Origin of the sequence: Methyloceanibacter sp. (assembly GCF_050726195.1) — a bacterium.
Lineage (GTDB): Bacteria > Pseudomonadota > Alphaproteobacteria > Rhizobiales > Methyloligellaceae > Methyloceanibacter.
This window is the reverse complement of sequence record NZ_JBOHJC010000001.1, coordinates 155614-168588: the sequence shown is the minus strand read 5'-3', so window position 1 is coordinate 168588 and position 12975 is coordinate 155614. Positions and strand designations below refer to the sequence as shown.

At 65.7% G+C, this 12975-nt stretch carries 13 protein-coding genes; 11 read left to right on the top strand and 2 right to left on the bottom strand.

The features are described from left to right. Window positions 1-177: 177 nt before the first annotated feature. Window positions 178-888, top strand: coding sequence for an SMC-Scp complex subunit ScpB (gene scpB / locus ACRECX_RS00845; RefSeq protein ID WP_431557011.1), 711 nt, complete (start codon window positions 178-180; stop codon window positions 886-888). Here the strand turns inward: scpB and ACRECX_RS00840 are convergent, their stop codons facing one another. Next, window positions 889-1812: an MBL fold metallo-hydrolase gene (locus ACRECX_RS00840; protein ID WP_431556913.1), complete on the bottom strand. Its 924-nt coding sequence runs from the start codon at window positions 1810-1812 to the stop codon at window positions 889-891. It lies immediately after the preceding gene. 44 nt (window positions 1813-1856) lie between these two features. Between ACRECX_RS00840 and ACRECX_RS00835 the strand changes: the two genes are divergently transcribed. The 8 genes from ACRECX_RS00835 (at window position 1857) to ACRECX_RS00800 (ending at window position 9979) form a co-directional block, all read left to right on the top strand. Then, window positions 1857-3014, top strand: a complete 1158-nt coding sequence (locus tag ACRECX_RS00835; RefSeq protein WP_431556912.1) for an ABC transporter ATP-binding protein — start codon at window positions 1857-1859, stop codon at window positions 3012-3014. Window positions 3015-3104: 90 nt separating this feature from the next. Beyond that, a complete protein-coding gene (locus ACRECX_RS00830; RefSeq protein ID WP_431556911.1) occupies window positions 3105-3344 on the top strand; it encodes a twin-arginine translocase TatA/TatE family subunit in 240 nt (79 codons plus the stop codon). 62 nt (window positions 3345-3406) lie between these two features. After that, window positions 3407-3928: a Sec-independent protein translocase protein TatB gene (gene tatB / locus ACRECX_RS00825; RefSeq protein ID WP_431556910.1), complete on the top strand. Its 522-nt coding sequence runs from the start codon at window positions 3407-3409 to the stop codon at window positions 3926-3928. Further along, window positions 3925-4749, top strand: a complete 825-nt coding sequence (gene tatC / locus ACRECX_RS00820; RefSeq protein ID WP_431556909.1) for a twin-arginine translocase subunit TatC — start codon at window positions 3925-3927, stop codon at window positions 4747-4749. The genes tatB and tatC overlap by 4 nt, the downstream gene beginning before the upstream one ends. A gap of 632 nt (window positions 4750-5381) precedes the next feature. After that, on the top strand, window positions 5382-6770 hold the full coding sequence (serS, locus tag ACRECX_RS00815; protein WP_431556908.1) for a serine--tRNA ligase: 1389 nt from the start codon (window positions 5382-5384) through the stop codon (window positions 6768-6770). Between the two features lie 253 nt (window positions 6771-7023). Next, the gene (gene surE / locus ACRECX_RS00810; protein ID WP_431556907.1) at window positions 7024-7797 is read left to right on the top strand and encodes a 5'/3'-nucleotidase SurE; all 774 of its coding nucleotides are present in this window, start codon (window positions 7024-7026) and stop codon (window positions 7795-7797) included. 71 nt (window positions 7798-7868) lie between these two features. Beyond that, the gene (locus tag ACRECX_RS00805; protein ID WP_431556906.1) at window positions 7869-8510 is read left to right on the top strand and encodes a protein-L-isoaspartate(D-aspartate) O-methyltransferase; all 642 of its coding nucleotides are present in this window, start codon (window positions 7869-7871) and stop codon (window positions 8508-8510) included. 128 nt (window positions 8511-8638) lie between these two features. Next, window positions 8639-9979: a peptidoglycan DD-metalloendopeptidase family protein gene (locus ACRECX_RS00800; protein WP_431556905.1), complete on the top strand. Its 1341-nt coding sequence runs from the start codon at window positions 8639-8641 to the stop codon at window positions 9977-9979. Here ACRECX_RS00800 and ACRECX_RS00795 read toward each other — a convergent pair. After that, window positions 9976-10821 (bottom strand): ATP-binding protein, encoded by an 846-nt coding sequence (locus tag ACRECX_RS00795; RefSeq protein ID WP_431556904.1) that lies wholly within the window; start codon window positions 10819-10821, stop codon window positions 9976-9978. The two genes, ACRECX_RS00800 and ACRECX_RS00795, sit on opposite strands and share 4 nt — an antisense overlap. A gap of 137 nt (window positions 10822-10958) precedes the next feature. Here ACRECX_RS00795 and yajC point away from each other — a divergent pair, with 137 nt between their 5' ends. Continuing rightward, complete coding sequence (gene yajC / locus ACRECX_RS00790; protein ID WP_431556903.1) at window positions 10959-11297, top strand: preprotein translocase subunit YajC; 339 nt, start codon at window positions 10959-10961, stop codon at window positions 11295-11297. A 54-nt stretch (window positions 11298-11351) separates the two neighbouring features. After that, window positions 11352-12968 (top strand): protein translocase subunit SecD, encoded by a 1617-nt coding sequence (secD, locus tag ACRECX_RS00785; RefSeq protein ID WP_431556902.1) that lies wholly within the window; start codon window positions 11352-11354, stop codon window positions 12966-12968. Window positions 12969-12975 lie beyond the last annotated feature (7 nt).

The following is a 12975-nucleotide window of genomic DNA, read 5'->3' as shown; positions in this document are numbered from 1 at the left end:
GAAGGCGAGAGAGAAGGCGCCTCCGCGCTGTACATGCTCGATCAGGTCATGCGGGCGGCGGTTGCGGAGCATACAAGGACAAGACCATCCAAGGCGGGGTCGGAGATGTCAGTGAAGCAAGTCGAGAAGGTGGTACCGATGACGGCAGACGAGGACGAGCAGGGCGCGCCCGCGCCGATGCTGCCGCTGCCGTCCAACGTGATGGCGCTGCCTTCCGCCGACCGGCGCGAGAAATTGCGCATCGTCGAGGCGTTGCTGTTCGCCGCGCCTGAGCCGCTGAAGGAGGACGAACTCGCCCGCCACTTCGCCCAAGGCGAGGACGTGACGGCGCTGCTCGAGGAGCTGCAAGGCCTCTATGCCGGCCGCGGCGTCAATCTGGTGCGCGTCGCCGGCAAATGGGCGTTCCGCACCGCCGACGATCTCTCCTTTCTGCTGGAGCGCCAGGCGGTCGAACAGCGCCGCCTGTCGCGCGCCGCGCTGGAGACGCTCGCCATCATCGCCTACCACCAGCCCGTCACCCGCGCCGAGATCGAGGAGATCAGGGGCGTCTCGACCTCCAAGGGCACTATCGACGTGCTGCTCGAGACCGGCTGGATCAAGCTCAGGGGCCGCAGGCGCGCGCCCGGCCGCCCGGTGACCTACGGCACCACCGAGGCATTCCTCGAGCATTTCGGCTTCGAGGCGATCCAGGATCTGCCTGGGCTCGCCGAGCTCAAGGGCGCCGGCCTGCTTGATTCCAACCTGCCGCCCGGCTTCTCCCTGCCGAACCCCGACGATGCCCCCGACCTCCGCGACGACGAGGACCCGCTCGAGGACGAGCCGCTCGGCGCGGGTGAGGACGACGACGAGCCCGCCGACGACGACGAGAGCCGCGACGAGCCCACCTGATCAGGCGGCGATGTCCGGCAGTGCCTTGTCCTGCCAATAGTCTCGCACGACCTTGAGGTTCTGCGCGTGCACCGCGCGGTAGGGCTCGAAGCTGTGCACCCAGCCCTTGGCCACCTCGGGCGCGATATAGTCTTCCATCGTGCCATCCATGAAATCCGCGTCGTGGGCCCGCGATAGCATCTTGCCGACATAGGCGATGGTCGCGTCGATCAACGTCGTGTCGTAACCGCCGGCGAAGATGACGTCCGGGTCGCCATGCGCGGGCAGGATCTTGGCGACATCCCAGCTCTGCATCTCTCTGAGGTCCCGGATATGCTCGGCGAGATTCTCCGGCTCGATCATCCAGGTGAGCGAGTCCTCGACCGTATCGCCGGCGAGCAGGAGCTTGTCCCGCGGCAAATAGATGACGCAGCCGTCGATGCTGTGGATGTTCATGCGGCGGAGCTCAAGCGCGATACCGCCGACGCTGAGCTCAAGACGATCCTCGAACATGATGTTGGGGAATACGAGTGGGGCGATTGGCGGCGGTCCCCACACTCTGCCGGCCTCGATCTCAGTCTTGTGCCGCATCATCGCGTCGCGTGTGCGCATCGTGGCGATGATATCGCAGTCGTCGAACACTTCGTTGCCGGCGATATGGTCGAGATGCCAATGGCTGAGCACCACGGTGATCTTCCGGATGCCCATGTCTTTAAGATAGGCGCGGCCGAATTCCGCCATCGGCACGCTGGCGAAGGTGTCGTAGATGACGGCTCTATCGCCGTCATGGATGGCATAGGTGCAGACGCCGAGATTCATGGCGCCGTCGTCGTACCAATTATGGCCGGCATCCAAGCGCGGGGCCTCGTCGCGGCCGGCATAGAACGCGATGAGATGATCGTTGAGAGGCTTGACCTTGAGCGAAGGCGGCTTGGTCCGGCTCATGACCTTCAAATGGCATGTTGCGCGCGGGGGCGGCAAGCGCCTACATGGCCGCCATGCTGGAGTTCCTTAAGGCGCGCACCCGCTCGCTGACCGAAGCCGCCAACGGCCTCCGCCGCAAGAGCCCGCGCGGCAAGGCCGCCGTCACCTTCGCCTTGGCGCTCGGCTTCGAGCACGTGTGGCGCCGCTACGGCGACACGCTTGCCCTCGACGACGTCACCCTCGACGTACCACCCGGCAAGGTGCTCTGCCTGCTTGGCCCCTCGGGCTGCGGCAAGACCACTTTGCTCAGAATCGCCGCCGGCGTGGAGCGGCCGTCCTCCGGGCGCGTCCTCATCGACGGCGAGGAGGTCGCCGGACCCGACCGCTTCGTGCCGCCGGAGAAGCGCGGCGTCGGCCTCATGTTTCAGGACTTCGCGCTGTTCCCGCATCTCACCATCCTCGACAACGTTGCCTTCGGCCTCAAATTCCTCACTCGCCGCGAGGCACGCACGGAGGCGCTCGCCGCGCTGGAGCGTGTCGGTCTTGGCCACTACGCCGGCGAATATCCCCACATCCTGTCCGGCGGCGAGCAGCAGCGCGTGGCGCTCGCCCGCGCCATCGCGCCGCGGCCCGGCATCCTTCTCATGGACGAGCCGTTCTCCGGCCTCGACACGCGCCTGCGCGAAGCCATGCGCGAGGACACGCTCGCCATCCTGCACGAGACCTGCGCCACCTGTATCGTCGTCACCCACGACGCCGAGGAGGCCATGCGCATGGGCGATTCAGTGGCGCTCATGCGCAAAGGCCGCATCGTGCAGACCGGCGACGCGCTTGACCTCTACCGCGCGCCGAAGGACCTCGACGCCGCGCGTACCTTCTCCGACCTAAACGAGGTGCCGGCGCGCATCGAGAGCGGCCGCGCCGCGACGCCGCTCGGCACGTTCAAGGCCAACGGCCTCGCCGACGGCGCCGAGGCGGTGGTCTGCGTACGCCAGGGCGGCGTGCGGCTCTTGAAAGCCGGGAAGGGGGTGCCCGGCCGCGTCCTCGACACGCGCTTTCTCGGCGACGTGGCCCTGGTCGAAGTCGCCGTGCAGGGGCTCGATGCGCCGATCCTCGCGCGCATGCGCGAAAGCGACGCGCCCGCGCAAGGCACCGAGATCGGCGTCGCCGTCGATCCCGGCGCGGTGCTGGTGTTCGCCGCCCTGAACGGGGTTTCACCCTAAGAAGGGGGCCCGCTTGCGAGCGGGGCGGCTTTGCTGCCATAGTGCCGCCGAACATGAATACGCGCGGAATGATGCGCGTTGGAGGCTTCGATGGGACCGAGTTGGTGGCAAATTCTGATCGTATTGGTGCTGTTCGTGCTTCTGTTCGGCCGCGGCAAGATCTCCGAGCTGATGGGCGACGTGGCCAAGGGCATCAAGAGCTTCAAGATGGGGATGTCGGAGGACGCCGAGGCGCCGGCGCCGGCCGAGCCCAAGGCTATCGAGCACGAGCCGGCGAAACCGCAGGCTCGCGCCAAGTCAAAAGCGCCGCGCAAGCAGAAAACGGGTTAGCGGCGCGGGCGCAACCACCGGGGCTAGCGCGGTGCTCGCCGCGCAACCCCTGAACCAAGCTCATGCTCGACATTGGATGGTCGGAACTTTTGGTGATCGCCATTGTGGCGATCGTCGTGGTCGGTCCTAAGGACCTGCCGCGCATGATGCGCACCTTCGGCCACTACACCGGCAAGCTCCGTCGCGCCGCGTCCGACTTTCAGCGTCAGTTCGAGGACGCCATCCGCGAGACCGAAGCCGAGGACGTGCGCAAGAACCTCGAAAGCATTCGCACAGGGCTGGATGCGCCGAGCCTGAAGGCGCCGCTCGACAAGCCGGTGATGCTGCCCAAGACCGAGCCGCCCGCGCCCGCCGCGTCGTCTGCGGCGAAAGCGAAAGCGCCCCAGGCGAAACGCGCCGCGGCCAAGCGGAAAGCGCCGGCGAAATCCAAGACTGCCGCGTCCAAGACTGCGAAGCCCAGGGCTGCTTCGCCCAAGGCCGCGTCGCCCAAGACCGCGTCGCCCAAGACCGCGTCCCCCAAGACCGCGTCCCCCAAGACCGCGTCGGCCGCGCGCCGCAAGACGAAAGCGGAGCCGAAGTCGTGAGCGAGAACGAAGAAAAAAAAGAAGACGACGACATCGAGGCGTCGAAGGCGCCGCTCATCGAGCACCTGATCGAGCTCAGGCGCCGCCTGATGTGGGCGCTTCTCGCCATCTTCGCCGCCTTCGTCGTGTGCTTTTGGTTCGCCAAGCCGATCTACAATCTCCTTCTGTGGCCTTACCGTCTCGCCGCTGGCGTCGATGCGCCGATCGAGATGATCTACACCGCGCCGCAGGAATTTTTCTTCACGCAAGTGAAGCTCGCGCTGTTCGGCGCCGTCTTCATCGCCTTCCCGGTCATCGCCGCGCAGCTCTATATGTTCGTGGCGCCCGGGCTCTATCGCAGCGAGCGCCAGGCATTCCTGCCGTTCCTCGTCGCCACGCCGGTCCTGTTTCTGCTTGGCGCCGCGCTCGTCTATTTCGTCGCCATGCCGCTCGCCATGACGTTCTTCCTGTCGATGCAGCAGACGGGCGATCAGCCGGTGCAGATCTATCTCACCGCCAAGGTGAGCGAATATCTGTCGCTGATCATGACCTTGATCCTCGGGTTCGGCATTTGCTTCCAATTGCCGGTGCTGCTGACCTTGCTTGCGCGCGCCGGTCTCGTCACCGCCGAGGGCCTGAAGAAATACCGCCGCCACGCCATTCTCGGCGTGTTCGTCGCCGCGGCGATCCTCACCCCGCCCGATCCCGTGAGCCAGATCGCGCTCGCTTTGCCGACCTTGCTTCTCTACGAGCTGTCGATCTACGCCGTGAGGCTCGCCGAGAAGAAACGCGCCGCTTCGGCCGCCGCCACGAGCGCCAAGCCTGCCGGCAAACCCGCTTAGAACGAAATAATGATATGAAAATATTCCTAGACCTTCGCCACAGTCCCCGTTACAGTGCGCACCCCTCGTCCGCTGAAGGGGCGTTGCTCTAGAGGCGTCTTGAGTGGCGGGACGGGGTGCGGCGCCTGCGGGTCTCGTACGCTGCGAGGCACTCGGGCCGCATCGGGGCTCCCCCCGGGGCCACCACGGGCCCCTGTCAGGAGCTGACTGACCGCCCGGAGCCTATCGCCGGTCAACGGAAAGCGGGGCCCGATGCCGAGTAAGACGCCGCGAGTGGCGCGCCGGAAGGCGCCCGCGTGTCCTCGCAAGGACACGACACCATTACGGACTGCGCCGTTCGGCGCGCCACCCCCCTCATGCCTTGAGGGGAGAAAGGAACATAAGCCGGACGCACTTGCGCCGCGGCAACTTTTCGTCATGCCCGGACTTGTTCCGGGCATCCAATAGGGTGGAGCCGAGTATGCGGTGATTCAGTATTGGATGGCCGGGCCTTCGCCCGCCGAAGCAATGTCTTGGCCCACCGCCAGGCAGGCTTCGGCCCGCGTAGGCGGGACAAGCCCGGCCATGACAATGAAGTAGTTGGGCCTTATACCGACACGCTCCAACGAGTCGCCAAACCAACGAGTTGAACCGTGCTGGACGCCAAATGGATACGTGACAACCAGGACGCCTTCGTCAAAGGCCTGACCGATCGCGGCTTCGACGATCCCAAAGGCACGTTGAATCGAGTTCTCAAGCTGGACGAGGAACGGCGCGGAACGATTCAACATTTGCAGGAGGCGCAGGCCCGCCGCAACGCCGCCTCGAAGGAGATCGGCCAGGCCATGGCCGCCAAGGACGGGCCTCGCGCCGAGGCCCTCAAGGACGAAGTGGCGCGGCTGAAGACCGCCATCCAGGAGGGCGAAGCCAAGGAACGCGAGGTCGAGAAGGCGTTCGGCGACCTCATCGCCACGATCCCCAACATGCCCGCCGCCGATGTGCCGGTGGGACCGGACGCCGACGCGAATGTCGAGCTGCGCAAGGTCGGCGAGCTGCCCAAGTTCTCATTCGCGCCGAAGCAGCATTTCGAGATCGGCGAGGCGCTCGGCCTCATGGATTTCGAGACCGCGGCGAAGCTGTCTGGCGCGCGCTTCGTGCTGTTGAAGGGACCGCTGGCGCGGCTCGAGCGCGCGCTCGCCCAGTTCATGCTCGACCTGCACACCACCGAGCACGGCTACACAGAGATCGACCCGCCGCTTCTCGTGCGCGACGACACCATGTTCGGCACCGCTCAACTACCGAAGTTCAAGGAGGACCAGTTTTTAGCGACTAGAAGTGTCACTGTGGAAGAAGCAGTCGACGAGCGGATAAATCTCACCGTGACAGAGAAAGTCGACAAAGGCTCGCTGCCAGTTTTTGAACTCTCCGAACAGTTCTGGCTCATTCCAACCGCCGAAGTGCCGCTCACCAACCTCGTGCGTGAGGACATCACCGACGAAGCGAAACTCCCCATCAGAGTCACCGCCGGCACGCCGTGCTTCCGCGGCGAGGCCGGCGCCGCCGGCAAAGACACGCGCGGCATGATCCGCCAGCATCAGTTCTTCAAGGTCGAGCTCGTGTCCGTCACCACCCCGGAGCAATCGCAAGAAGAGCACGAGCGCATGACCACATGCGCCGAGACCGTGTTGCAGAAGCTCGGGCTGCCCTACCGCACCGTCGTGCTCTCCACCGGCGACATGGGCTTCGCCGCGCAGAAGACCTACGATATCGAGGTGTGGCTGCCGGGGCAGGGGACCTACCGCGAGATTTCCTCCTGCTCGAACTGCGGCGACTTCCAAGCCCGCCGCATGAATGCGCGCTACCGCCCCAAGGGCGCCAAGGCCACCGAGTTCGTGCACACCTTGAACGGCTCTGGCGTCGCTGTCGGCCGCGCGCTGATCGCCGTGCTGGAGAACTACCAGGAGGCGGACGGCAGCGTGCGCATCCCCGACGCGCTCCAGCCCTATATGGGCGGCCTCACCAAAATCGCGGCCCCGAAGTGATCGCAGGCACACGAACCCCCTCACCCTGCTGGCGCGACTTGCGTCCCGCCAGCTTCCCTCTCCCCAATGGGGAGAGGGAATGGAGTCTGCTGCCGCGCCGCGCCATCACCTCTCCCCAGCGGGGAGAGGGCTTTCCGCCGCGATCTTGCGCGCGAAGCTTGCGCAAGTCGCATGGCGGAAAGGGTGAGGGGGATCGCCGTCGTTGGGAACCCACGCGAGCGCGCGGGCTTGAGCCTCTGACATGACTCGCACGATGCGTATCCTGATTACCAACGACGATGGCATCGAAGCCCCCGGCCTCGACGTTCTGGAAAAGATCGCCACCGATCTGACCGACGACGTCTGGGTGGTGGCGCCCGAGACCGACAACTCCGGCGCCTCCCACTCGCTCACTTTGGCCGAACCCTTGCGCATGCGCGAGCTCGGCAAGCGCCGCTACGCGGTGAAGGGCACCCCCACCGACTGCGTCATCATGGGCGTGCGCTTCCTGCTGAAAGACCAACGCCCGGACCTCGTCATGTCCGGCGTCAATCGCGGCCAGAACCTCGCCGACGACGTCAACTATTCGGGCACCGTGGCCGGCGCCATCGAAGGCACACTGCTCGGCGTGCCATCGATCGCGCTCAGCCTTGCCGTCGGCTCCTACGAGACCGGCATCCCCATCTGGGAGACGCCGATGCAGCACGGCGCCAAGCTCGTGCGCAAATTGCTGGACGCCGGCTGGCCGGACGGCACCGTGCTCAATGTCAACTTCCCCGATTGCCAGCCCGGCGAGGTGAAGGGCATGGCGGCGACGGTGCAAGGCCTGCGCGACAAGGAGCTGTTGCGCATCGACGACCGGCTCGATACGCGCGGCAAGGCCTATTACTGGATCGGCATCGAGCGCCGCCGGGCGAAGCCCCCCAAGGGCACCGATCTATGGGCGGTGCGCTCCAACCTCATTTCGGTGACCCCGCTCTGCCTCGACTTCACCGATCAGGGCGCCCTGGACGAGCTTGCCGCCGTCCTCGGCGACAGACGCAAATAGTCCTTAAGAGCGTGCGAGAATCGGCTGATACTAACGGGAAAAACCGCCTCGCGGGGAGGTGGTGGACGGCCATGGCCAGCGCCCCAGACCAGATCGGTCTCATCATGCAGCTCAGGCGTCGCGGCATTCGCGACCCCAAGGTGCTGCGCGCCATCGAACGGGTGCCGCGCGAGATGTTCGTCGACGAAGCCTTCGCCGACCACGCCTATCAGGACATCGCGCTGCCGATCGAGTGCGGCCAGACCATCTCCCAGCCCTACGTCGTCGCCTTCATGACCGAGCAGCTCGAGCTTGACGACCGCCACAAGGTGCTGGAGGTCGGCACCGGCTCCGGCTACCAGGCGGCCGTGCTGTCCTATCTCTGCCGCCGGGTCTACACCGTGGAACGCTGGCGCGAGCTGCAGAAGGCGGCGGAGCGGCGCCTTGCCGAACTGCACATCACCAACGTCACCACCATCATCGGCGACGGCTGGCTCGGCTGGCCGCCGCAGGCGCCGTTCGACCGCATCATTGTCACTGCGGCCGCGCTCGATGCGCCGGCGGCGCTGCTCGATCAGTTGAAGGAGGGCGGCCGCATGATCATCCCGCTCGGCGAGACGCGGGATGCACAGTCCCTGGTGCAGATCGACAAGACGCCGGAGGGGCTGGTGGAGACGCCGCTGCTGCCCGTGCGGTTCGTGCCGCTGGTGCACGGACGGGTCAAGCGCCCGTAGCCGGGCCGGGCCCTAAGTCATTGTTCGCCGATTCCTTTTTGGAGAGTCCCGGTGACAGACTTAATGCCTTGTTTACCGCCGGCGCGCTTTACTCGCACCTACGGGTTTTGTGAGGGGGCCAGAGAGGGATGCGGTTGGCGTTCTGGTCGAGTTATGGCCGCGGCGCGTGCGCTGCGTTGGCGGCCGCTGGCCTTGCGGTTGGCTTATCGGCCTGCAGCTCCGGCGTCTCCCGCTTCGACTTCCCGGCCTTCAATCTCACCGACAGCGGCTCGAGCGGCAACGCCGACCCGAACACCACGGCCTCGCTGCCGGTTCCGTCGGAGTCGGTCTATAGCACCGATCGCTATCACTACTACGGCGATGCGCAAGCGTCGGGCGGGCAGATCACTCGCTCCAGCCTGCCGCCGCCGAAAGCCACGCAAGCCTCCTATACGCCCATGCAGAAGCCGCAAGCGCGGGGTTACGCGCCGCCCGGGCCTAAGCCCGCCGTCGCGGCATCGGGCCCGCGCATCAAGGTCCAAAGCGGCGACACCCTGTCCAGCCTGTCGCGGCGCTACGGCGTGTCCATCGACAAGATCCAGAGCGCCAACAATCTCCCCGATGCGCGGCTCCGCGTCGGCCAAGAGCTGATCATGCCCGGCGCGAGTGCGGCGATCGCGGAGGCCGCGCCCGCTGCTACGCCTACGCCTACGCCTACGCCTGCAGTGGCTTCAACCGCGCTCGCCGCCGGCGAGACGGCTTACATCGTGGCAGAGGGAGACACGCCGAACTCGATCGCCGAGAAGCTCGGCGCCGACGAGCAAGCCATCATCGCCCGCAACGGCGTCCGTCCCGACAGTCTCCAGATCGGCCAGAAGCTCATCATCCCGGCCGCATCGGCGGCGCCGTCCCTGGCCGCGGCCGAGACCACGCCGTCAGGCGTGCGCAAAGTGAAGACGACCACGATCCCCGCGCCGGGTAGCGCCCCGGCGCCCGATGCTATGCCTGGCATCGCCGCCTCGCCGGAAGTCATCGGCGGCAATGCCCAGAAGCTTGCCAGCGTGGAGCAATTGCCGTCGCCCGATCCAATGTCGGGCGCGAGCTTCCGCTGGCCCGTAAAGGGACGCATCATCTCCGGATTCGGCACCAAGCCTGATGGCGGCCACAACGACGGCATCAACATCTCCGTGCCGCAAGGCACCCCGGTCAAGGCGGCTGAGAACGGCGTCGTCGCCTATGCCGGCAGCGAGCTCAAGGGCTATGGCAATCTCGTTCTCGTCCGCCACGCCAATAACTGGGTATCGGCCTACGCCAACAACGAGGCGATCCTGGTCAAGCGCGGCGACAAGGTCACCCGCGGCCAGGTCATCGCCAAAGCCGGCGCCAGCGGCTCGGTCAGCCAGCCTCAGGTGCATTTCGAGCTGCGCAAGGGCTCGCGTCCCGTCGACCCGACCAAGTACATGTCCAGCATGACGGCCGAGGCCGACTAGAGCTGCGCACCGAGACGACCGGCGAGATCCTGAATGAATTGCCAGGCGACGCGGCCTGAGCGGCTGCCGCGCCCGCGCGCCCATTCGAGCGCCTCGCGGGCAAGCGTCTCCTCGGCCACTTCGAGCCCGTAGTGCTCTGCGTAGCCCCGCACCATGGCCAGGTACTCGTCCTGGCTGCAATTGTGGAAGCCGATCCACAAGCCGAAGCGGTCTGACAGCGACAGTTTCTCCTCGACGGCCTCGGACGGATTGATCGCGGTGGAGCGTTCATTCTCCACCATGTCGCGCGGCATCAGGTGCCGCCGGTTAGAGGTGGCGTAGAGCAGCACGTTGGCTGGGCGGCCCTCGATCCCGCCTTCGAGCACGGCCTTCAGCGACTTGTAGGAGGTGTCCACCGCCTCGAACGACAGATCGTCGCAGAACAGGATGAAGCGGTGCTCCGGCGCTTCGCGCAAATAGGCGAGCACGCGGGGCAGGGCGCCGATCTCCTCGCGGTGGATCTCGACCAGCTTGAGACCGGGGAACACGCCGTGCACCGCCTTGACCAGCGAGCTCTTGCCCATGCCGCGCGCGCCCCACAGGAGCGCATTGTTGGCTGGCAGGCCCTTTGCGAACCGTTCGGTATTGGCAACGAGCACGTCACGGTTGCGGTCGATGCCCTTGAGCAGGGGAAGCGGCAGCCGGTTCACCGCCGTGACCGGCACGAAACGCTCGGTTTCCGCCTGGAACACGAAGGCATCGCCCGCGCCGAAATCGGGCATCTCCGGGTGATCGGGGCCGAGACGCTCGAGCGCCCGCGCAATCCGCTCGATAAGGCCAGAGATGGGTTCCTGAAAGTTCATGCCGGGCCCGTTGCAAAGGCGGTCTAGCTCAGTATAGTCGCGCCCAATCGCGCGATAAGAGCTACTCAACCCGCCGCGAGACAAGGCCCAAACTGGCCGAAGGCGGCCATCCTTAAGTCGCATAGGGGACACGAGCAATGACGGATTTCGCCTACGCTCAAGCAGGCTCAAGCGGCTTTGAGATGCTGAACAGCCTGCTCGTCCCCACCATCCTCATTATCGGCATCATGTATTTCCTGATGATCCGGCCGCAGCAGAAACGGATGAAGGAGCACCGCGAGATGGTCGCCGGCGTCCGTCGTGGCGACACCGTCGTGACCTCGGGCGGCATCATCGGCAAGGTGACCAAGGTCGAGGACAGCGAGCTGCAGGTCGAGATCGCCGACGGCGTCAGAATCAAGGTGCTCCGCGGCACCCTCTCTGAGGTGCGCGGCAAGGGGGACGGAGGCGCGGCCCAACCCAAGGCGGCGTCGTGATGATCCTGGCCTTCGTGCTCAATCGCTAGCCTGATCTGGAGTTTCAACCCGGCAATGCTGCATTTTCAAAGATGGAAGCTGATCCTGGTGTTCGCCGTTGTGCTGTTCGGCTTCATCTTCGCGCTTCCCAACTTGTTCCCTGCCTCGACCTTGCGCGGACTTCCCACCTGGGTTCCGCACCAGCAGGTCAATCTCGGCCTCGACCTTCAGGGCGGCGCGCATCTGCTCTACCAGATCGACGAGAAGGAGCTGATCGACGATTGGCTCGGCAACATTCGCAGCGACGTGCGCGACACGTTGCGCCGCGCCCGTATCGGCTATACCGACCTCGTCCAGAACAATGCGGGTCGTAGCGCGTCGCTGAAAATCCGCGAGCCCGGCGACATGGACAAAGCCCTGGCGGAACTCAAGAAGCTCGCGGTGCCCATCGGCAGCGACGTGTTCGGTGGATTCTCCGGGACCGACCTCGAAGTGTCGCGCAGCGGCAGTGACGGGATTACCCTCACGGTCACCGAGGCCGGCCTCACGGAACGCATCAACTCCGCCATCGAGGCTTCGATCGAAACCATACGGCGCCGCGTCGACGCGTTCGGCACCACCGAGCCAAGCATTCAGCGCGAGGGCAGGGCGCGTATTCTCGTCCAGGTGCCTGGCGTCTCGGACGTTGAGCGGCTCAAGAACCTCATCGGCGAGACCGGCAAGCTCGAGTTCAAGCTCGTCGATCACACTGCCGACGCCGCGGCGGTGGCGGCGAGCAAGCAGATCCCGCCCGGCGACGAGCTCGTCTACTCCGCCGATGATCCGCCGATTCCCTATGTGTTGAAGGACCAGGTCATGGTGAGCGGCGAGAACCTCGTCGACGCCCAGCCCGGTTTCGATCAGCGCACCGGCGAGCCGGTGGTGACGTTCCGTTTCGATGCGGCCGGCGCCAAGCGTTTCGGCCGGGTCACGCAGGAAAATGTCGGGCTGCCCTTCGCCATCGTGCTCGACAACAAGGTGATCTCCGCGCCCGTGATCCGCGAGCCGATACTTGGCGGCACCGGGCAGATCAGCGGCAATTTCACCGTCCAGGAGGCGAACGATCTTTCGGTTCTGCTGCGCTCCGGCGCCCTACCGGCCAAGCTCACGGTTATCGAGGAACGCACCGTGGGTGCAAGCCTCGGCGCCGACTCCATCGAGTCCGGCAAGAAGGCGGCGATCGTCGGCCTGCTCCTGGTGGTGGCCTTCATGTTCGCGGCCTACGGTCTATTCGGCCTGTTCGCCAATCTTGCGCTCGTCGTCAACATCGCGCTGATCTTCGCCGTCCTTTCGCTCATGGGCGCGACCCTGACCTTGCCCGGCATCGCCGGCATTGTGCTCGTGATCGGTATCGCCGTCGATGCCAACGTGCTTATCAACGAGCGCATTCGCGAGGAGATAAGGTCCGGGAAATCGCCCATCGCCGCGGTCGATGCCGGCTATTCGCGGGCGTTGACCACGATTATCGACTCCAATGTGACGACCCTGATCGCCGTCTTGGTGTTGTTCTGGCTCGGCTCTGGGCCGGTGCGCGGTTTCGCCGTGACGCTCACCGTCGGCATCCTCGCCTCTATGTTCACCGCCGTCACCGTGACGCGCATGATGGTCGCTTACTGGCTGCGCTGGGCGCGGCCGAAATTCGTCCCAATCTAGGATCAAC

Excerpts from the sequence above, each read along its gene's own strand:
- surE (WP_431556907.1), top strand. The coding sequence starts at position 7,024 with ATGCGTATCCTGATTACCAACGACGATGGCATCGAAGCCCCCGGCCTC.
- ACRECX_RS00835 (WP_431556912.1), top strand. The coding sequence starts at position 1,857 with ATGGCCGCCATGCTGGAGTTCCTTAAGGCGCGCACCCGCTCGCTGACC.
- ACRECX_RS00805 (WP_431556906.1), top strand. The coding sequence starts at position 7,869 with ATGGCCAGCGCCCCAGACCAGATCGGTCTCATCATGCAGCTCAGGCGT.
- yajC (WP_431556903.1), top strand. The coding sequence starts at position 10,959 with ATGACGGATTTCGCCTACGCTCAAGCAGGCTCAAGCGGCTTTGAGATG.
- ACRECX_RS00795 (WP_431556904.1), bottom strand. The coding sequence starts at position 10,821 with ATGAACTTTCAGGAACCCATCTCTGGCCTTATCGAGCGGATTGCGCGG.
- secD (WP_431556902.1), top strand. The coding sequence starts at position 11,352 with ATGCTGCATTTTCAAAGATGGAAGCTGATCCTGGTGTTCGCCGTTGTG.
- ACRECX_RS00840 (WP_431556913.1), bottom strand. The coding sequence starts at position 1,812 with ATGAGCCGGACCAAGCCGCCTTCGCTCAAGGTCAAGCCTCTCAACGAT.
- ACRECX_RS00830 (WP_431556911.1), top strand. The coding sequence starts at position 3,105 with ATGGGACCGAGTTGGTGGCAAATTCTGATCGTATTGGTGCTGTTCGTG.
- ACRECX_RS00800 (WP_431556905.1), top strand. The coding sequence starts at position 8,639 with ATGCGGTTGGCGTTCTGGTCGAGTTATGGCCGCGGCGCGTGCGCTGCG.
- tatB (WP_431556910.1), top strand. The coding sequence starts at position 3,407 with ATGCTCGACATTGGATGGTCGGAACTTTTGGTGATCGCCATTGTGGCG.
- scpB (WP_431557011.1), top strand. The coding sequence starts at position 178 with ATGCTGCCGCTGCCGTCCAACGTGATGGCGCTGCCTTCCGCCGACCGG.